Source organism: Planococcus glaciei (genome assembly GCF_900099655.1).
Classification (GTDB): Bacteria; Bacillota; Bacilli; order Bacillales_A; family Planococcaceae; genus Planococcus; species Planococcus glaciei.
The window spans coordinates 126,825-145,040 of the sequence record NZ_FNDC01000011.1; the positions used below are offsets into that span (position 1 = coordinate 126,825).

Here is an 18,216-nt window from a genome sequence, read left to right on the forward strand (position 1 = left end):
AAGGAGCGTGGCATTGGATGAGCAAAAAATGGTCTTTGTTATTGTTGTTGCTTCTTTTGATTCCTGTTGGATTTGCAGTAAAGGATTCCAATCAATATGAAATAGAAGATACCGGAGCGGACATTGAGTCAGCTTTAGTCGAATGGCAATCTAAAGGGAACAGCACCGAATTCCAATTGGAGGTCATAAGCACTAAACAGCTGGAGAACACAAACTCTAAAATTGTTTTATTCGAAACACCAGATGAAAATATCGGCTATGCCCATTTAATAAAAGGCTGGAACGGCAAATATAAAATCAACGTTTCCGGATGGGGAACAAATATGGTGTCCTATCACGACATCAAAACAGATAAAGGAACGTACGGCGTCTTCATTGGGAAAAACTCAAAGGCCGAGATCAAGCGTGTGACCGCAAAATTAAGCAAACAGGATACCGATTTTTCTTCCATGGTCCCGGAAGGCAAACAATTTATCATTTACAAAAAGTTGCCTGCACGTCTTAAAGAAACGGACCTTCTGGAAATCTATCTATATGACAAGAATGGCAAGGAAATTATCCCGTTGTTGGATTGAAGAACAAAACGGTTTTAATACCGGTGGATCGAAAGGAGTGGTCAAATGGGATGGATGATTATTATCGTATTGGCTTATTTGCCGATTTTTTACCGGATCCACAAGAAGTTAGGTTTTTTTGAATCCGAAGTCGAAAGGCTGAAAAATGAAAAAGAACTGTGAGATAGACAACTTAAACAAGATTCCGGCTCTCATTATAATGGCATGTAGAGGTATAATATGAAAAACTAAGGTTTGCAACTAGCCTGGATCCTGCCGGATATTCTTTGTTGTGGGAGGGTAGTAGCAGCATCAAAACGATAATCCAATTGATGTGAGAAAGAAATAGAAATAGTTGACGCTTGAAAAAAGACATGTTATGATTATCTCGAATTAAAGATAATTTACAGCATTCACTTGCACCTCTATTTTTTTAATTATATATCTCGAATTCGAGATAATTAAACTGGATTAAAGGGAGAGAATAACATGAACGAAATTAAAGGGATTCACCACGTAACCGCCATTACTAGCAACGCAGAAAAGAACTACGAATTTTTCACTTATGTTTTGGGCATGCGTTTAGTGAAAAAAACGGTTAACCAGGATGATATTCAGACCTACCATTTATTTTTTGCAGACGACAAAGGATCTGCTGGAACTGACATGACGTTCTTTGATTTTCCGGGCATTCCAAAAGGCGTGCATGGCACGAACGAAATCTACAAAACAGCGTTCCGCGTACCGTCGGACGAAGCCTTGGCTTACTGGATTAAACGCTTCGATAAATACGATGTAAAGCATAAAGGCATTCAGGAATTGTTCGGCAAGAAAACATTGTCGTTTGTCGATTTTGACGATCAGCAATACATGCTCGTTTCTGATGAACACAACGAAGGCATCGCATCCGGCACCCCGTGGCAAAACGGACCGGTGCCATTGGAATTTGCCATTACTGGACTTGGCCCGATTCATGTCCGGATTGCCGAATTCGACTACTTTAAAGAAGTGCTGGAAAAAGCGATGCTGATGCGCGAAACGGCAAAAGAAGGTTCACTCCATCTATTTGAAGTGGGCGAAGGCGGAAACGGGGCTCAAGTGATTGTCGAGCATAACGTTATCCTGCCAGCCGGCCGCCAAGGTTTCGGGACTGTTCACCACGCAGCGTTCCGTGTTGCAGACACAGCTGTCTTGAAAGAATGGATCGATCGCATGGAAGGGTTCGGATTTGGCACTTCCGGCTATGTGGACCGCTTCTTCTTTGAATCGCTTTATGCCCGTGTAGCAAATGGCATCTTATTTGAATGGGCGACAGACGGCCCTGGATTCATGGGAGATGAGCCGTACGAAACAGTCGGCGAAAAATTATCGCTGCCGCCATTTTTGGAACCGAAACGCGAACAAATCGAAAGCATGGTTCGCCATATCGACACCGTGCGCAGCACCCGCACGTTTGAAAAAGAATATCTATAAGCCGGCATAATTTATAAGGTCGAAGCTCATTTGTTGAGCTTCGATCTTTTTATTTTTTCATGTTAATTTCGCAAATATTAATTACAAACTCCGGTCAACGGGTAAAGGACATTTAATGGTCCAGTCTATACATATGTTTTTTAAAATACCCGGAGGTTGATGTTGATGTCTTATATGTATCTATTGCTTGCCATCATCGGCGAGTTATTCGGCTCATCGCTGTTGAAAGCTTCTGAGGGATTTACAAAGCTCATACCGACAATGAGCATGCTGGTCGCGTTCGTATTTTCATTTTTCTTCCTGTCTTTGGCGTTAAAGACAATCCCCCTCAATGCTGCTTATGCCATCTGGTCTGGACTTGGTATGGTTGCGACTACAGTAATATCCGTTTTAATATGGAAAGAAAAAATCAACTTTGCCAGTGTTTCCGGCATTCTTCTCATTCTGATCGGAGTGGTCATTTTAAGTTATTTTGGTCCGGGGCATAGTGAAGCCAATCCTGAACCCGAAGTTGAAAAAAACAACGGCGAATAAAAATAGCGGCGAGTCCAAGCGTGTAGAAATGCGCTTGGCCTTTTTTAGTTTTACTTTCTTGAAAAAGAAATAGAAAAAATGAAAATCCCTATGCTCCTCAGTGGAAAGACTGATATACTAAATTTTAGGTGAATGTGAAAATAATGGTAACTGATTGATAGATAAAAAGAGGTGAATAAATGAAGATTATACTGCAAGCATTCCTTGCCTCGACAGCGATTCATGCCCTATATTTTTTGACCACAATGGCGGTCGGCTATGTGAAAACTGCCCTTTACCGACCGAATATGGTGGACGCATGGCAAAACGCCGAAACCCTTCAAAGTGAAGCGGCATTTGGCTCAACCGGTTCTCCTTGGTTCAACTTCGCTACGTTTCTGAGCGTCGCTTTCGTCTGCTGGGTTCTCTTGTTTGCATGTAAAAAAATGAATGCCGGAACGAATCGGCCACAAGTAAAATAAATACTGAGGAAAAGGTGCGGGTTCATTGGAAAAATCACAAGTAATGGTTTACTTCTCTTTTACTGCAGATAGCTTCCCGTTAGAGACAGTATCAAAACGAATGGGTATCGAACCGACAAAAACTCATAAAAAAGGAGATTTATTCAGAAAAATCAGCGAGACTAAAACACACTCAAGAAGCTATTCTTCTTGGGAACTTTGCACAGGGTACCAAGAATCAGTGGATGCAGGTGAACAAATCGATCAAGTTATTCGCCAGCTGAAAGATAAAGAAAAGGTTATCAATGGGTTGAGATCGGAGTTCGGATTAGCATGCCGGTTTACGATCGTCATCGTCATGAATGATGGGAATACGCCTGCTTTGTATTTAGATGTTCCGGTGATCGATTTCGCCAGCCGCATCCAAGCGGACTTTGACATTGATTTATATGCAAACCCTTATGAAGAAGAGTTTAACGAGTAAAATCAGGCGGTGAATTTCATTGAACAGTACTCAGAATCATGGTTTCGAATTCATTGGCTTTGTAGTTGCCCAAGAACAGAATATTGGCGAGTACCATCCGCTTGCCGGTTCGTTTGCGGTTATCAAATGCAAAGAGAAATACTTGATGTGCTTCAACAAGTGGAGCAAGCAATGGGAATTGCCAGCCGGCAGCCGGGAAGGAAATGAGACGCCGCGGGAATGTGCCATCAGGGAACTCTATGAAGAAACGGGCCAAGTAGTCGGTCAGCTGGAGTTTAAAGGAGTATTGAAACTAAGGAATAGCAAGACCGGCTCTATAAAAAACAATCCGGTTTATTACGCAGAGATTAAAGAGCTGCAGCCGTTCATCCAAAATGACGAAACAACAGAAATAAAACTATGGGATTTGAAAGAGGAGCTTGGCATGATTGATGAAATGGACCTGAAAATTTTAGAGAGTCTGTCGTTGAGTCTTCATTAAAACAAAAATCTCTGTTGTTAAATATATGGATATGAGGAGGCCGCTGGAATCACAGCGCCTCCTTTCTTTATTTTTTCAGAAAATTCAGATTGTATTAATTGTTGTTACCTGCTACCTTAACAGTAAGTAAAGATACTGGAAAGGGGTTTATTCATGGAAAAACAGATGAAAGCCGCAGTTTTGCATCGTTTTGGCGGGCCTGAAGAATTCCGGATTGAACAAGTTCCCGTACCTCAAGCCGCTTCAAACGAGGTGCTAATTAAACTTCAGTATTCAGCGGTCAGCACTTGGGATGCTTTTGAACGGCAGGGAGGCTATGCCGAAATGCTCGGGATGCAGCCGACCTTTCCCTATATTCTTGGTTCGGAAGGGGCTGGGACAATAGTGGATATCGGGAAAGATGTGGCGCAATTCAAGCTGGGAGATTCGGTTTACACGGCTTCATTTCTGAATGCAAATGGAGGAACTTATGCAGAATATGTGGCAGTAGGTGCGGAGTATGTTTCACTGATTCCGAAGCCGCTTGGAATGAAAGAAGCAAGTGCGATCTTAGGGGTTGGTATTACAGCACTTAGAGGTTTGGAAGATGTGTTGAACCTTCAAAAGGGCGAAACAATTTTGATCTTGGGTGCCAGCGGCGGAGTCGGCCATATGGCGGTGCAGCTTGCCAAATTGATGAAAGCAGAAGTAATCGCAGTTGCCTCAGGCGATGATGGCGTAAACTTGGTTCAGCAACTGGGAATTGAAAAAGTGGTAAATGGCCGCAGTGCAAATGCTTTGGAGCAAATAAAAGCACTGGTACCGAATGGCGTGGATAGCGCGTTATTTACGGCAGGAGGAAAACTGGCACAGGATCTTCTGGAACTTGTACGGAATGAAGGGCATGTAGCCTATCCGAATGGCGTCCAGCTGGACGTCAATACGGCTGTAAATTTAAAAGTCAGCGGCTATAACGGTGAGCCGGAAGGAGAAATCATAGCCCGGTTAAGTCGTTATATTGAATCGGAGGCAGTAACGGTACACATTGCGAAAGAGTTTCAACTTGAAGAAATCCAAGTAGCCCACAAAGCACTTGCAGGCCATTATTCAGGAAAGCTGATAGTAGGAATAAAACATGAATGAATAACAGTTGAATAGTTAAGTTTTAACTTATTCAACCGAAAGCAGCGCGGCTGTAAGCATTCCTTTTATTGAATAAAACGATAAGAGTTGTTCGTTTCTATTCGATTGAATATAAATGGATAAGTTGTATAGTTATTCGTTTATAGTGTTAAGGTTTGAATAAACGAAAATTCTTATTCATCCATTTAGCAATACAGTCAAGGAATGATTATTCGCCTTATTAGTTTAGTGATTTCCGAAATCCGAAACCGAAAGGAGTCGAATGGGAATGGGGGAAGCAGCAAAAACCGTCATTTTTGAAATTGAACGCAGAAACAGCACCAATGAAAAATCGTATTGGGAGAAGTTCGAATTGCCGTATCGCGCGAACATGAATGTCATTTCAGCATTGATGGAAATTCGCCGAAATCCGGTGAATGCAGAGGGCAAAAAAACAGTGCCGGTCGTCTGGGACATGAACTGCCTGGAGGAAGTATGCGGTGCCTGTTCAATGGTCATCAACGGCAAAGCACGCCAATCGTGTACTGCACTTGTAGATCAATTGGAACAGCCGATCCGCCTTCAGCCAATGAAGACATTTCCGGTAGTCCGGGATTTGGTCGTCGACCGGAGCACCATGTTCGATACGCTCAAGCGATTAAAAGCGTGGATTCCGATTGACGGAACTCATGACCTTGGTGAAGGGCCGCGTATGCCTGAACGAAAGCGCCAATGGGCTTACGAACTTTCAAAGTGCATGACATGCGGCGTTTGTTTAGAAGTATGCCCGAATGTGAATGACAAATCCGAATTTATCGGAGCGGCTCCGATTTCCCAGGTGCGCCTGATGAATGCCCACCCGACCGGGGCCATGAACAAAGATGAGCGGTTGAATTTGCTGATGGGTCCAGGCGGCATCCAGCAATGCGGTATGGCCCAGAACTGTGTGGAATCCTGTCCAAAAGGGATTCCGTTGACGACTTCAATTGCAGCCATGAATCGTGACACGACCGTCCAGATGTTCCGGAATTTCTTCGGCAGCGATAATATGGTCAAGTAGAAAAAAGAGATTGATGGTATGGCAAGTAGATTCTTTATAAAGCCGGGGCTGATCTTTAATTTGATCATCCTTGGCTTGTTTTAATAGGAAATCGAAAAAATTTTTAGCCGGCAGTGTTTAGCTTTCTATTTGCCTAAGTGAAAGAATGGATTGGCACGGGCGCTTATTGACGGAAGCCTGAGAGAAACGGTATCCTTATTTTCAATCAGTAAAGGAATTATATGAATTGAAAAAATAGGTCTGTTTTCATGTTCAGCAGTTGCGAAATAGAAAGCAGTTTTTTAAAGGAAGGGGATGACAGTTTAAATGAGAAAAATAATGCCTATGCTAGCGGCTGCATTGCTTCTTTCAGCCTGCGGAGAAACTTCAGCCGACAACAGCGAAGAACTGCTCATATCTTCTGCATCCAGTTTGACCGATGTAATGCTTTCTGCTGAAAAAGCGTTTAACCAAACGCATCCTGATGTGGAAGTGGCCTTTAATTTTGGATCCTCCAGCAAGCTTCGGAACCAGATTGAGCAAGGCGCGCCGGTGGACCTTTTTTTATCAGCGAGTGCTCAAGATGTGGATATGTTGAAGAAGGACGGACTGGTTCAGGAACAGACTATCCAAAATTTCGCTGAAAACCGGCTGGTGTTGGCGTCAGTTGGCCAACTAAAAGAAACCGACCCTGTACAATTGCTGAAAGATTCAAAGGGAGTGGTTGCGGTAGGTGAACCGGAAAGCGTGCCGATTGGTTTCTATACTAAAAAAGCGCTTAGCGGGATCGGCGTATGGGATTCCCTGGAGGGCAGTTTGATTTTTGCAAAAGATGCACGCCAGGTTTTGAGTTATATTGAAAGCGGCAATGCGGAAATGGGTGTTATTTATTCATCCGATGCCGCACAGTCGACAAACCTCCAAACAGCAATCGGTTTGCCGCAGGACGGACTCGAAATCGTTTACCCTGCTGCCATTGTAGAAGGAACAAACAACAAAGAAGCCGCTGAAGCTTTTTTGGAGTTCTTGATGAGTGAAGAAGGGCAACAACTGCTGGAGGAATATGGCTTTATGCCAGTCAAGGGAGCGCAGCCGGATGCCTGATGATTTATCGCCTTTTGTTTTATCGTTAAAAGTGGCTTCCATTTCGACTTTTTTCGTATTTATCTTCAGCCTATTGCTTGCCCGCTTTATGGCCAGAAAAAACTTCGTTGGAAGAAGCTTTGTGGAAGCCTTCATTCTTTTGCCGCTTGTTTTGCCTCCAACGGTCATCGGCTTTGGCTTGATTTACTTGTTTGGTATCAACGGTCCGCTTGGCAGCCTATTGGAAGAATGGTTCGGCATTCGCATTGTGTTCACTTGGGTGGGTGCGGTCATTGCGTCTTTTGTCGTGTCCTTGCCGTTGATGTATCAAAGTACACTCGCCGCTTTTGAAAAAGTGGATCCCCGCTGGGAAAATGTCGCACGGACAATGGGCATATCCGAATGGCGCATTTTTCGGACCATCACGTTTCCGCTTGCCTGGCCAGGCATTTTTGCCGGGCTGATTCTGTCTTTCGCAAGAGGAATCGGCGAGTTCGGGGCGACATTGATGATTGCCGGCTATATTCCCGGGCAGACTGAAACGGTGCCGCTCGCCATTTATTTTGCTTATGAAGCAGGGCAAATGGAAAAAGCCGCTTTCTGGGTGGTTACTATTTCAGCACTGGGACTAGCCGTGATGTCCTGGTTGAATTATTGGCGAAAAAAGAATGAAGTCCGGCTGGGGAGGGAGTAGCTGCCATGCTGAAAGTGAATATCCGCAAGCAATTGGAACAGTTCGAACTGAACGCGGATTTTGAACTGGATCAAGAAATATTGGCGTTGATCGGTTCTTCAGGCTCCGGGAAAACCACTTTGCTGAATTGCATTGCCGGCATTGTCCAGCCGGATCATGGGGAAATTTCTTTGAACGGACAAGCCTTTTACCAAAAAGGGCAAAAGCCGCTAAAGATCCAAAAGCGGAAAGTCGGATATTTGTTCCAGGATTATGCCTTGTTTCCGCATTTTACGGCAGAGAAAAACATCCTTTTCAGTTTGGGCAGGAACGCTGATTTGTCCCATGTGAATGAATTGACCCGGCTTTTAGGAATCCAGAAACTGCTGGGGAAATATCCGCATCAAATATCAGGCGGAGAAAAACAGCGGGTGGCACTGGCGCGTGCGCTTGCCGCAAAACCGGACATCCTGCTTTTGGATGAGCCATTTTCCGCGCTCGATGACGCGACGCGCAGCCGCTGCCATGACGAACTTCTGCGCATCCACGAACTTTGGAAGATTCCGGTGATCCTGGTGACTCACCGCATTGCCGATGCTGAAGAACTCGCCCATCGCATCGTACGGATCGAAAAAGGCGTGATGAGTGAACAAGAATCAAAACAAGCATCCCTTCTTTAAGAAGGATGCTTGTTTTTTTATTTACGAAGACTGTTAACTGATTGAATATTATGATTAGATTCACTGCTTTCCTTTCTTTTGCTATCGCTTTTTATTAAGATGGGAATAAGACGTGAACAGCAATTGCTTTTTTGAAAAATAAAAATGAAATGTTAAACTATGACAAGTTCAGAAAAGAGGTGGCTGCAAGTGGAAGACCGCTATTCCCGGCAACGATTATTTAAACCGATCGGAACGACGGGACAGGAAAATCTCAGTAAAGCAAGGGTTGCAGTCATCGGCTGCGGGGCACTTGGATCGGCCATTGCAGAAACCTTAACAAGAGCAGGCGTTGGCGAAATCCATTTGGTGGACCGTGATTATGTAGAACTGTCCAATTTGCAGCGGCAGCAGCTTTTTACCGAAGAAGATGCTAAACAGATGACGCCCAAAGTGGTCGCTGCTGAAAAAAGGCTGAAAGCGATTCGGAGCGACGTCCGCCTGATAACGTATATGGAACATTTGGATGAACGGTTAATGGAAAAATTGGCTGGAGTCTGTACATTGATCATGGACGCAACCGATAATTTCGAAACACGGCTCGTCATTAACGATGCTTCGGCCAAATACCGGATTCCCTGGATTTACGGGGCATGTGTCGGAAGCACCGGCGTTGTTTTTCCGTTTGTGCCTGGAGAGACCCCTTGCTTCCGCTGCTTGCTTCCGGTATTGCCGGCCGTCAATCAAACCTGTGATACGGTCGGCATCATCCCGCCGGCAGTCCAAGTGACAGCCGCCCTCCAATGTACGGAAGCATTGAAATGGCTGAGTGGAAACTCCGATGCCCTGCGAAAAAAAGTCCATTACTTTGATTTGTGGGACCCTGATCAGCATGATATCGGCGTTTCCCGCATAAAAAATTCCGAGTGTGCAACTTGCGGAAAAGAGCCGGTCTTTCCGGCACTGGAAGCAAGAAGCCAAGGGTCTTACGCGGTTTTATGCGGCAGGGATGCCGTGCAGGTATTGCCTGACCCAAGCCGGCTGATTTCACTTGCTGATGCTGAAAAAATCGGCCGGCAAGCAGAGGGTGCTGTAAAACGCACACCGTTTTTTGTGGAATTGAACGTGCATGGAAAAAGGGCCGTCCTGTTTAAAGACGGCCGCTTGCTGATCCACGGCATCCGGAATGTTGCCGAAGGCCGCAAATTTTATCATCAGTTGTTTGGCTGAAGAAAAGGAGAATTTGAATGTCGGAATTATTTGAGCTGAATCAGAATATCCGCATTGCCGTCTTGACGGTCAGCGACACCCGCACACCGGAAACCGATACCGGCGGAGCATTGGTCAAAACGATGGCTGAAGCGAACGGCATCGAATTGGCCGGTTACCGGATTGTAAAAGATGATGCAGCGGAAATTAAACGAGCATTGGGAGAGTGGCTGGAAGAAAAAGATCTAGACGCTATCATTTCAACCGGCGGCACGGGCATTGCTAAGCATGATGTATCGATTGAAGCGATCGAACCGCTTTTCGAAAAACAAATCCCGGGTTTCGGCGAACTGTTCCGTTTTCTGAGTTTTACAGAAGACGTCGGCACAAGAGCCCTCTTAAGCCGCGCATCGGCAGGAGTGGCTTCAGATAAAGCCATTTTTGTCCTGCCGGGTTCACGCGGTGCGGTGAAGCTGGCAATGGAACGGCTTGTGTTTCCGGAACTCGCCCATATTACATTTGAACTGAACAAACACCGTCAAGCACGTTCGTAATCGCCCGACTTGCCGCCTGTTTTTTCAAGCAGCATTGTCGGTCCGATGACCATTTCCTTGCCGGCTGCTTTGCACATATCGTAAATGGTGAGCGCAGCGGCAGAAGCGGCCGTCAACGCTTCCATTTCCACGCCGGTCGGGCCTTTCGTTTTGACGGTTGCATAAAGCAGCACTTCATAATGCGCATTTTTTTCATCGACATTCCATTCAAATTGAATGTCGACGCCGCTCAATGCGAGCGGATGGCACATCGGAATGATTTGGGCAGTGTTTTTGGCCGCCATGATGCCGGCAACCTGTGCCACCGCAAACACGTCGCCTTTTTTATTGGTGCCATCTTTGATTTGCTGATAGATGGCTTCGTTCAGAAGGACAGCCGTTTTAGCGCGTGCCATCCGGGCGGTGTCGGTTTTCTCCGAGACATCGACCATTTTGGCCCGTCCCTGTTCGTTGAAGTGTGTCAGTTCAGACATGTAAAACACCCTTTCTGTCTAGTTAAAAATAGTATATCAGGAATAACCGAGGAGTAGATATAGATGGTGGAACACCGAAAGCCGATTCCGGTTTCAGAAGCTGTACAAAAAGTGATTGACCAAGCGCGCCTGCTGGAAACGGAAATAGTGCCGCTCGAACAAAGCTACAACCGCATACTTGCAGAACCGATTGTCGCGGGGCATCCGGTGCCGCCTTTTGACCGTTCGCCGTATGACGGGTTTGCAATCATCTCCAAACATTCAGCCGGTGCTTCTGGCGACAACCGTATCCGTTTCGATATCGTCGACCATATCGGCGCGGGGGCGGTTTCGGAAATGACGTTGTCCGGCAATCAAGCGGTCCGGATCATGACCGGTGCACCGCTTCCTGAAAATGCAGATGCGGTCGTCATGTTTGAACAGACGGTGGAATCGGACGGATTTTTTACCATCCGCAAACCGTTTGAACCGCTGGAAAACGTGTCGCTCAAAGGCGAAGATGTCGAGCAAGGCGAAACGGTCATCGAAAGCGGAAATTTGATCCATCCCGGTACCGTCGCCTTGCTGGCAACATTCGGCTACGCAACGGTCCGTGTGGCCAAGCACCCGGTCGTCGGCATTCTTTCTACCGGTACCGAACTGCTGGATGTATCCGAGCCGCTCGTTCCCGGAAAAATCCGCAATAGCAACGGTCCGATGATCACAGCACAACTGGCGCGCATGGGAATCCCTTGTAAAACTTACGGCTTGTCCGTCGACAATCTGGATGAGAGTTTTGACATTGTAAAAAGGGCCGCTGAGGAAACGGATTGTTTGATTACCACCGGCGGCGTATCGGTCGGCGACTTTGACTTTCTGCCGGCCATCTACGAGCGCCTCGGAGCGAATGTCCTGTTCAATAAAGTCGCCATGCGCCCCGGAAGCGTAACGACCGTTGCTGTAGCGGGTAGCAAATATTTATTCGGCTTATCCGGCAACCCTTCCGCCTGTTTTACCGGTTTTGAATTGTTCGTGCGTCCGGCCTTGTTAAAAATGATGGGAGCGCAAAAATTGTATTTGCCGCAGACAACAGCCGTCTTAGCGGAAGATGTTCCGCAAGCGAATCCATTTTCCCGCTTTATCCGGGCAGTATACGATGGGCAAACCATCAAACCCGCCGGCTTCAACAAATCAAACGCTGTCGCATCGATTGCCAAAGGCAACGCGCTGATTGTGTTGCCGGGCGGCACGAGAGGCTTTAAAAGAGGCGATGCAGTGGACGTCCTGTTGCTTGGCGTCGAGGAAGGCAGCGCTGCATGGAAGCTGTAAGGATTCTGCAAGTGGTCGGCTTTAAAAACAGCGGCAAGACAACGCTCATGAACCGGTTGATTGAACTAACCCGTACTTCAGGGATGAAAGTCTCGGCCATCAAACATCACGGACACAGCGGCAGACCAGAGCTGCCGCCGCAGAAAACCGACAGTGTGCAGTTTCTCGCAAGCGGCGCAGCCAGTTCGCTTGTTTACGGCGATGGATTGATCCAGATGCATCTCGAGGAACCCGAAGCGGATCTGGAAAAATTCATCCGGTTCTCTTTATTGGCCAATCCGGATTTGATTCTGATTGAAGGTTTTAAGGCAGCTCCTTATCCGAAAATTGTGCTGGTCCGAAGCCTGGAAGATTGGCGGGAACTTGAAACCCTGTCGAATATCCAGCTGGTCATTGTGCATACAGGCGTGAAGTTGGAAAATACCGCAACGGTGGAGGCAAGTAATAGAGAAGCTATCGACCGTTTTTTTACAGAATGGATGGAAGGTGAAGTGGATGAAGGCATATAGTGTAGTGACCGAACCGATCAACCCGCAACTTTACGCCGATTACGTGCTGCGTCCGGAAGCCGGCGCCGTGACGCTTTTCACCGGACACGTCCGGGAATGGACCAAAGGCGTAAAAACCTTGTATTTGGCGTACGAAGCCTACGTGCCGATGGCAGAGAAAAAATTGGCGCAGATCGGCCGGGAAATCGAAGAAAGATGGGAAGGGACCCAGGTGGCGATCGCGCACCGCATCGGCGAACTTCAAATCAGCGACATTGCGGTCGTAATTGCGGTATCCTCGCCGCACCGGAAAGCGGCTTATGAAGCGAATGAATACGCAATTGAACGCATCAAGGAAATCGTGCCAATCTGGAAAAAGGAAATCTGGAATGACGGCGAGGAATGGATCGGCGACCAGAAGAAAAAACCGGGAGGAGAAATGATATGATTACCATTCATTATTTCGCTGGCATCAAAGAACTGACCGGAACGGCTCAAGAGACGTTGCAGTTTGCCGGGCAGACCGTGGATCAGCTGCGAAAAGAGCTTGCCGGCAAATATCCTGGTATGGCGGAAAACTCTGTCCAGGTGGCAGTGAATGAAGAATACGCTTTGCCCGATGACGTCCTGTCAGAAGGCGATGTCGTCGCGCTCATCCCGCCGGTCAGCGGCGGATGAGCCGGACGGTCGGAATTCTGCTCGCCGGTGGGTTGTCCAGGCGCTTCGGGTCGCCAAAAGCGTTTGCTGAAATAGACGGCCGCCTCTTTTATGAACGAGTTTATGAAGCGCTGGCAGCAGCTTGTGGCCAGGTAGTCATCGTGACGCGCCCAGAGTTGATCACGTGTTTTCCGGCTGAACTGGACGTCATTGCGGATTTGCCGAAAGTGGCCGGAAAAGGCCCGCTTGCCGGCATTTGTTCAGCAATGGAAGGGAGACCGGCTGAACGGTATCTCGTGCTTCCATGCGATATGCCTTTTATCGGACCGAATGAAACGCAGGCGTTGGTGCAGCTGTCTTCAAATGCTGATGTGACGGCGGTCCAAACAGCAGTTGAAAAAATTCCACTGTTCAGTGTATGGAACGGCAACTGGAGCCAGGAATTAAAAAAATTCATCGAATTCGGCAATTTGAGCGTATTCGCTTTTTTGGAAACAATCCATACGGAATGGATTTCGTCTTCGCTGATCCATGAAGACCTTGACGTATTCCAAAATATAAATACCCGCATCAACTAGAAAGGGAGGGCGTTAGCATGGAAAGGCAAGCACTGAAAGACCGGCTGGGACGTCCGATACGCGATTTGCGGATTTCGGTCACCGACCGCTGCAATTTCCGCTGTTCGTACTGCATGCCAAAAGAAGTGTTCGGCGATGATTATGCATTCTTACCGAAACAGGAATTGCTGTCCTTTGAAGAAATCCACCAGTTGACCCAGGTTTTTGTGTCAATGGGCGTCAAGAAAATCCGGTTGACTGGCGGGGAACCTTTGCTGCGCCGCGGGCTCCCGGAGTTGGTGAAGAAAATCCTCTCTGTTGAAGGAGTGGAAGATGTCGGGCTGACGACGAACGGTTCATTGCTGAAACAGCACGGACCGGCGCTGTTTGATGCCGGACTTCGCCGGCTGAATATCAGCTTGGATGCGCTCGAACCGGATCTATTCGGGAAACTGAACGGCCGCGGCGTTGGCTCTTCACCGATCCTCCAAAATATTGATTTTGCCAAAGAGCTGGGCTTTGAAATCAAAGTCAATATGGTGGTCCAAAAAGGAGTCAACGAAGCGGAAATTCTCCCGATGGCTGCTTACTTCAAGGAAAAAGGCATCACGCTGCGCTATATCGAATTCATGGATGTCGGCAACGACAATGGATGGAGCTTTGAAAAAGTCGTCACCAAAAAAGAGATTTTGGAAAAGCTTCGGTCTGCCTATGAACTGGAACCGGTCGATCAGGATTATTTCGGCGAAGTGGCAAAACGCTACCGCTATAAAGGCAGTGACTCGCAAGTCGGCTTTATCACTTCCGTTTCCGAATCCTTCTGTTCATCGTGCACACGCGCCCGCCTGTCATCCGACGGCAAGTTTTACACCTGCCTGTTTGCCACCGAAGGGTTCGATATCCGTGAATTGCTGCGAAGCGGCTTGGATGATGTGGAACTGCTCGAGGCCATAAGCCGTGTATGGGAACGCCGGAGTGACCGGTATTCGGATGAGCGGACGGAACAGACAGCGAAATCGCGTAAGAAAATAGGCATGTCGTATATTGGTGGGTAAAGATTAAATTAAAACTTTTTTCTGTATTTAAAAGTATGATAATTAAATAAATGATTAAAAACGAGGTGAGATTTTGCAAGAATCATTCCTCGTTTTTAATTTGAAATTTTAAGTGAGGTGTTCGGAAAAGTGAATGAACATTGGTGAACGTTCGCAATATGTTTTAACACATTTATGAACGCTTTTGTTTCCAGAATTAGCTAGCTATCTTTTTATTGTTTACCTATATTTTAAGGAACAGGTATTGAGTTCTTTGCTTTCTTAAAAGCTATGTTAAATAACTCTTAAAGAAGTGGTTTTGATTGATGTGTCTAAAAAAGAGAAGCGTCAATCATTAACTCAGTAGAGCTTAAAAAACAACATGGATCTTATTTATGTCCTTGTTTTAAGATTTATAGTCAATAGCATTATTTCGCAAAGCCTTATCGTGAGAATTAAGTAGCTTTTTGGTAACAACTTATTGAAAAGGATATATTGCCAATCCTTGGAACTTACTAGTTAGAGTAAACGTATATATACTCGCTAGTGGAAAAAACATGAAAGTTATCAGACTAAAGGCAGAAAAATTATACAAAATTGGTTAGTAAAGTTTTTTCTCTTTGTTCTTTTCAAAACCCGTTCATTGTCATAGCAGCTATGTGGTTGCAAAAATATGAAATCATTGACTAAGGAGGCCGACAAATGGGCAAACTGAACGCTTTATCATTTTTGTTATTCTTTATCGCTTTAACTATGCAAATCATTGACGCTGTTCTGGAATATGGGAATGTGTCGATTGACTTTAATTATTACTACGATCACTTTCTTCAGTGGGTATTATTGGCGATTGTTGGAGGTCCTGGAATCGGGTTTATCTTGGCCATATTCGGAAAAAAAGGGAATCCTCGGCTGATTGCCATCACGGCTAATGCCATCTTTTTTGTGATTGTTGCTCCATTAGGATTGTTGAACCTGTGGATTATGACTTTTGGTAAATAAACTCTATGGAATGAAAGAAGGGAACTAATAAGACGATTAAATAGTAGATAGAAAGAAAATAATTTTTAGTTTACATATCCCAACTTTATCGGCAGTCCGATAATAGAAAAATAGAGGAGGTGCTGCCCTAGAGTCCCTTCTCCATTTTTCAATGAATCCCTTTAGATCAGTGTTTTGCAGTTGAAAAATTTTAAAATAAAGCTAAATTTAAGAGAATATACAAAAGAACAACTGGAATTAGCTTTAGCAACGAATAAGGAGGAGAAAAAGATGTTAGAAAAAAAAGAAGGAAGAATCAACGAAATTGTTTACGAACATACGGCACATCGGGGAGGTAAGTACCGATTGTATCCGACGATTGATGGTTTAAAGTCACTTCTGGATGACTTGATAGAAGCGAATGCCACTACGGAGTACCTGCGTGTTAATCCATTCTATGTGAATGAAAAGGTGAATCTGCAACGGGAGTTTGACGAATTGATGTTTTTCATGGAATGCCGGGAATCCGTGACTGAAGAAGAGGAACTAGCTGATATCTTAGAAGCTATCGATCAAACTCCTTTGATGGATCTGCCCGCCGGAAAAGCGCTGCGTCCGATGTGCCGTTTTGATGATCCGAAAAAATTTGGCCAGTCCTTGGCGATTTACCGTAATTACCTGAAGACGGCCATTCCACAGATGTTTGCCATTGCTAAAGAGGACTTGAACTTGACGGAAGAAGATCTAGGATTCGGCTATTTCTGTTTCGAAATCCATAGCGGATAACGAGAGAGGAATTGAGAAGATGCGTCTAGAAGCATCTTCTCTTTTGTTTTTTCAAGAAATCTCTTTAAACCGGTATCTTTCAGTCTAAAAGAAGCATAAAATAAAGTTGCATTTAAACCTGATTAAGGATTAATTTAAGGAGTAAAAACGTGCGAATTCCATTTAGCCGGCTGGTAGAAGAGCTGAATCTGGAAGCCCATCAACTTCGTGAATGGGAGAAACGGGATTGGCTTGGAGAAGTCGTGAAAGACCACTGCCAGAGTCACCATCGAGTTTACAGGGAAGAGCAAGTGGACGGATCCAGCTGATTGCCAAAACCTTTCAATCGCAGCGAGCGAAGGGAATCAAGCGAACCGATTTTTAAGAAGTTGAAGCGAAATTATTGGACCGATTCGGGGGAGAAGTTAAACAGATCGAGACGAATCTAGTGGTTCCTCCGCAGTCTCTCAATCAAATTGTCGAATTGCTGATGGGCAGAACCAGAAAAGCAATGAGCTGCAGCAACTCATGCAGCAGCAGCCCAAACAACAATTGCCGGATCCGGTGGATCATACAGGTGTGCTTGCGGACCTGAAAAACGAACTGAAGAAGAGCCAGGAACGGGAAGGACAGCTACTCGCCTTGGTTCAGCAGCTGCAAAGCGATTTGGACGAATTGAAAAAAGCCCCGGCAAAATCCAAGTGGAAGTTTTGAGGAAAAGACTAGGATTTGAATGTAACTTATGTGCAGTTAAGTTACATTCACACTGAAAAATTCCAGTAGAAACGTACTTAAGGAGTGATTGCATGGAGAATCTGGCTATTGATTTTGAATTGGATCCGTTATTGAACTTGGATAAAAAGCTAATTCGACAGAAAAACGGAAAATTATTGATTGATGTGCAAGGGGAATTAACCATTCATATCGGTCATTCGTGTTTCTTTCACGAACCGTCCTTAGCGTTGCTTGAACTGGCTGTTACTTTAAAAGAGTGGAGAGTGAAAGATTCCGAAGGAGAAAATGATTTTTATTACTTCACGATGGAACATGATGAAATAGAAGGACCTATTTTAGCTTTTATTAGAAAAAGCGAAAATGAATGGCAACTCTTTTCAATTTGGCAAGAATTTAAACACGAAAGCACGATAGCTTCTGTGGTGTTGTTAAAAGCAGTAGACCGGTATTTAACTAAACTAGAAGATATTTTGTTGAGGAAGTTCAATATCAAGTATTCATACTTTTATCGATTCTGAATCGAGTAGGAGGGAGCGATTAACTCCCGACCTCTCACACCACCGTACGTACCGTTCGGTATAAGGCGGTTCAATTAAGATGGATGACGCAAAGTTTCATAACGTGCAACCAGACTTTTGAGCCCTTGGGAACTCCAGTAGGAGTTTCCGAGGGCTCTGTGCAATACGGGACTTTTTGAAATTCGCCAGTAGCTCTTTCGCGAGTTGCCCCATTCATAAGCCTTCCCTTTCGGGATACTCAACCCGATGAGTTTTCTCACTTTCGTACTCGGCTTCTTCCAATCTTTCCATATGCACATGCGGAGCCTTCTTCGAATCCACGATTCGAGGTCTTTGAATACGCTCGGCGTATCCGCCAACACAAAGTAACCGCACCAGCCCGTCAGGTACTGGTTCAGCTTCTGAATCCGCTCTTCCAT

The 18,216-nt window shown here is 45.6% G+C and carries 26 protein-coding genes; 24 read left to right on the forward strand and 2 right to left on the reverse strand.

Annotated elements, in window-relative coordinates; genetic code table 11:
• The first annotated feature begins 17 nt into the window (after positions 1 to 17).
• The 13 genes from BLQ32_RS13865 to BLQ32_RS13925 all read left to right on the forward strand — a co-directional run bounded on the left by BLQ32_RS13865 (position 18) and on the right by BLQ32_RS13925 (position 10,284).
• Positions 18 to 575 (forward strand): hypothetical protein, encoded by a 558-nt coding sequence (locus tag BLQ32_RS13865; RefSeq protein WP_074510775.1) that lies wholly within the window; start codon positions 18 to 20, stop codon positions 573 to 575.
• 468 nt (positions 576 to 1,043) lie between these two features.
• Positions 1,044 to 2,027 carry a ring-cleaving dioxygenase gene (locus BLQ32_RS13870; protein WP_074510776.1) on the forward strand — a complete coding sequence of 328 codons (984 nt, stop codon included), beginning with the start codon at positions 1,044 to 1,046 and terminating at the stop codon, positions 2,025 to 2,027.
• A gap of 165 nt (positions 2,028 to 2,192) precedes the next feature.
• Complete coding sequence (locus BLQ32_RS13875; RefSeq protein ID WP_053167815.1) at positions 2,193 to 2,561, forward strand: DMT family transporter; 369 nt, start codon at positions 2,193 to 2,195, stop codon at positions 2,559 to 2,561.
• Between the two features lie 179 nt (positions 2,562 to 2,740).
• Positions 2,741 to 3,022 carry a hypothetical protein gene (locus BLQ32_RS13880; protein WP_074510777.1) on the forward strand — a complete coding sequence of 94 codons (282 nt, stop codon included), beginning with the start codon at positions 2,741 to 2,743 and terminating at the stop codon, positions 3,020 to 3,022.
• A gap of 25 nt (positions 3,023 to 3,047) precedes the next feature.
• On the forward strand, positions 3,048 to 3,485 hold the full coding sequence (locus BLQ32_RS13885) for a DUF4279 domain-containing protein (RefSeq protein ID WP_074510778.1): 438 nt from the start codon (positions 3,048 to 3,050) through the stop codon (positions 3,483 to 3,485).
• A 19-nt stretch (positions 3,486 to 3,504) separates the two neighbouring features.
• Positions 3,505 to 3,966 (forward strand): NUDIX domain-containing protein, encoded by a 462-nt coding sequence (locus BLQ32_RS13890; RefSeq protein ID WP_074510779.1) that lies wholly within the window; start codon positions 3,505 to 3,507, stop codon positions 3,964 to 3,966.
• Between the two features lie 153 nt (positions 3,967 to 4,119).
• On the forward strand, positions 4,120 to 5,088 hold the full coding sequence (locus tag BLQ32_RS13895) for a quinone oxidoreductase family protein (RefSeq protein ID WP_074510780.1): 969 nt from the start codon (positions 4,120 to 4,122) through the stop codon (positions 5,086 to 5,088).
• Positions 5,089 to 5,356: 268 nt separating this feature from the next.
• Positions 5,357 to 6,127, forward strand: a complete 771-nt coding sequence (gene sdhB / locus BLQ32_RS13900) for a succinate dehydrogenase iron-sulfur subunit (protein WP_074510781.1) — start codon at positions 5,357 to 5,359, stop codon at positions 6,125 to 6,127.
• 306 nt (positions 6,128 to 6,433) lie between these two features.
• Complete coding sequence (gene modA, locus BLQ32_RS13905; RefSeq protein ID WP_074510782.1) at positions 6,434 to 7,210, forward strand: molybdate ABC transporter substrate-binding protein; 777 nt, start codon at positions 6,434 to 6,436, stop codon at positions 7,208 to 7,210.
• Positions 7,203 to 7,883: a molybdate ABC transporter permease subunit gene (modB, locus tag BLQ32_RS13910; RefSeq protein WP_074510783.1), complete on the forward strand. Its 681-nt coding sequence runs from the start codon at positions 7,203 to 7,205 to the stop codon at positions 7,881 to 7,883. The genes modA and modB overlap by 8 nt, the downstream gene beginning before the upstream one ends.
• 5 nt (positions 7,884 to 7,888) lie before the next feature.
• Entirely contained in the window at positions 7,889 to 8,542 is a 654-nt protein-coding gene (locus BLQ32_RS13915) for an ATP-binding cassette domain-containing protein (RefSeq protein WP_074510784.1), read from the forward strand.
• 189 nt (positions 8,543 to 8,731) lie between these two features.
• A complete protein-coding gene (locus BLQ32_RS13920; protein ID WP_074510785.1) occupies positions 8,732 to 9,751 on the forward strand; it encodes a ThiF family adenylyltransferase in 1,020 nt (339 codons plus the stop codon).
• A gap of 17 nt (positions 9,752 to 9,768) precedes the next feature.
• A complete protein-coding gene (locus BLQ32_RS13925) occupies positions 9,769 to 10,284 on the forward strand; it encodes a MogA/MoaB family molybdenum cofactor biosynthesis protein (protein WP_074510786.1) in 516 nt (171 codons plus the stop codon).
• Here the strand turns inward: BLQ32_RS13925 and moaC are convergent.
• Positions 10,269 to 10,757 carry a cyclic pyranopterin monophosphate synthase MoaC gene (moaC, locus tag BLQ32_RS13930; protein ID WP_074510787.1) on the reverse strand — a complete coding sequence of 163 codons (489 nt, stop codon included), beginning with the start codon at positions 10,755 to 10,757 and terminating at the stop codon, positions 10,269 to 10,271. The two genes, BLQ32_RS13925 and moaC, sit on opposite strands and share 16 nt — an antisense overlap.
• Before the next feature lie 63 nt (positions 10,758 to 10,820).
• On the opposite strand from moaC, the gene BLQ32_RS13935 reads away from it, so the two are divergent.
• From BLQ32_RS13935 to BLQ32_RS13980, 11 genes are all read left to right on the forward strand, one after another.
• Entirely contained in the window at positions 10,821 to 12,065 is a 1,245-nt protein-coding gene (locus BLQ32_RS13935; RefSeq protein ID WP_074510788.1) for a molybdopterin molybdotransferase MoeA, read from the forward strand.
• Entirely contained in the window at positions 12,053 to 12,574 is a 522-nt protein-coding gene (mobB, locus tag BLQ32_RS13940) for a molybdopterin-guanine dinucleotide biosynthesis protein B (RefSeq protein WP_074510789.1), read from the forward strand. Before BLQ32_RS13935 ends, mobB begins: the two co-directional genes overlap by 13 nt.
• Entirely contained in the window at positions 12,561 to 13,001 is a 441-nt protein-coding gene (locus BLQ32_RS13945) for a molybdenum cofactor biosynthesis protein MoaE (protein ID WP_074510790.1), read from the forward strand. The genes mobB and BLQ32_RS13945 overlap by 14 nt, the downstream gene beginning before the upstream one ends.
• Positions 12,998 to 13,231 carry a molybdopterin converting factor subunit 1 gene (moaD, locus tag BLQ32_RS13950; RefSeq protein ID WP_074510791.1) on the forward strand — a complete coding sequence of 78 codons (234 nt, stop codon included), beginning with the start codon at positions 12,998 to 13,000 and terminating at the stop codon, positions 13,229 to 13,231. Before BLQ32_RS13945 ends, moaD begins: the two co-directional genes overlap by 4 nt.
• Entirely contained in the window at positions 13,228 to 13,788 is a 561-nt protein-coding gene (gene mobA, locus BLQ32_RS13955) for a molybdenum cofactor guanylyltransferase (RefSeq protein WP_074510792.1), read from the forward strand. Before moaD ends, mobA begins: the two co-directional genes overlap by 4 nt.
• 17 nt (positions 13,789 to 13,805) lie before the next feature.
• Entirely contained in the window at positions 13,806 to 14,822 is a 1,017-nt protein-coding gene (gene moaA, locus BLQ32_RS13960; RefSeq protein WP_074510793.1) for a GTP 3',8-cyclase MoaA, read from the forward strand.
• A gap of 681 nt (positions 14,823 to 15,503) precedes the next feature.
• Positions 15,504 to 15,800 (forward strand): hypothetical protein, encoded by a 297-nt coding sequence (locus BLQ32_RS13965; RefSeq protein WP_074510794.1) that lies wholly within the window; start codon positions 15,504 to 15,506, stop codon positions 15,798 to 15,800.
• 270 nt (positions 15,801 to 16,070) lie between these two features.
• Positions 16,071 to 16,565: a hypothetical protein gene (locus BLQ32_RS13970; RefSeq protein WP_074510795.1), complete on the forward strand. Its 495-nt coding sequence runs from the start codon at positions 16,071 to 16,073 to the stop codon at positions 16,563 to 16,565.
• A gap of 149 nt (positions 16,566 to 16,714) precedes the next feature.
• Entirely contained in the window at positions 16,715 to 16,873 is a 159-nt protein-coding gene (locus tag BLQ32_RS19875; protein WP_175557118.1) for a hypothetical protein, read from the forward strand.
• A 199-nt stretch (positions 16,874 to 17,072) separates the two neighbouring features.
• A complete protein-coding gene (locus BLQ32_RS13975; RefSeq protein ID WP_074510796.1) occupies positions 17,073 to 17,258 on the forward strand; it encodes a hypothetical protein in 186 nt (61 codons plus the stop codon).
• A gap of 92 nt (positions 17,259 to 17,350) precedes the next feature.
• Positions 17,351 to 17,797: a DUF7878 domain-containing protein gene (locus tag BLQ32_RS13980; RefSeq protein ID WP_074510797.1), complete on the forward strand. Its 447-nt coding sequence runs from the start codon at positions 17,351 to 17,353 to the stop codon at positions 17,795 to 17,797.
• A gap of 74 nt (positions 17,798 to 17,871) precedes the next feature.
• Here BLQ32_RS13980 and BLQ32_RS13985 read toward each other — a convergent pair.
• Positions 17,872 to 18,216, reverse strand: a 345-nt coding sequence (locus BLQ32_RS13985; protein WP_074510798.1) for a group II intron maturase-specific domain-containing protein, incomplete at its 5' end; no start/stop codon positions are given.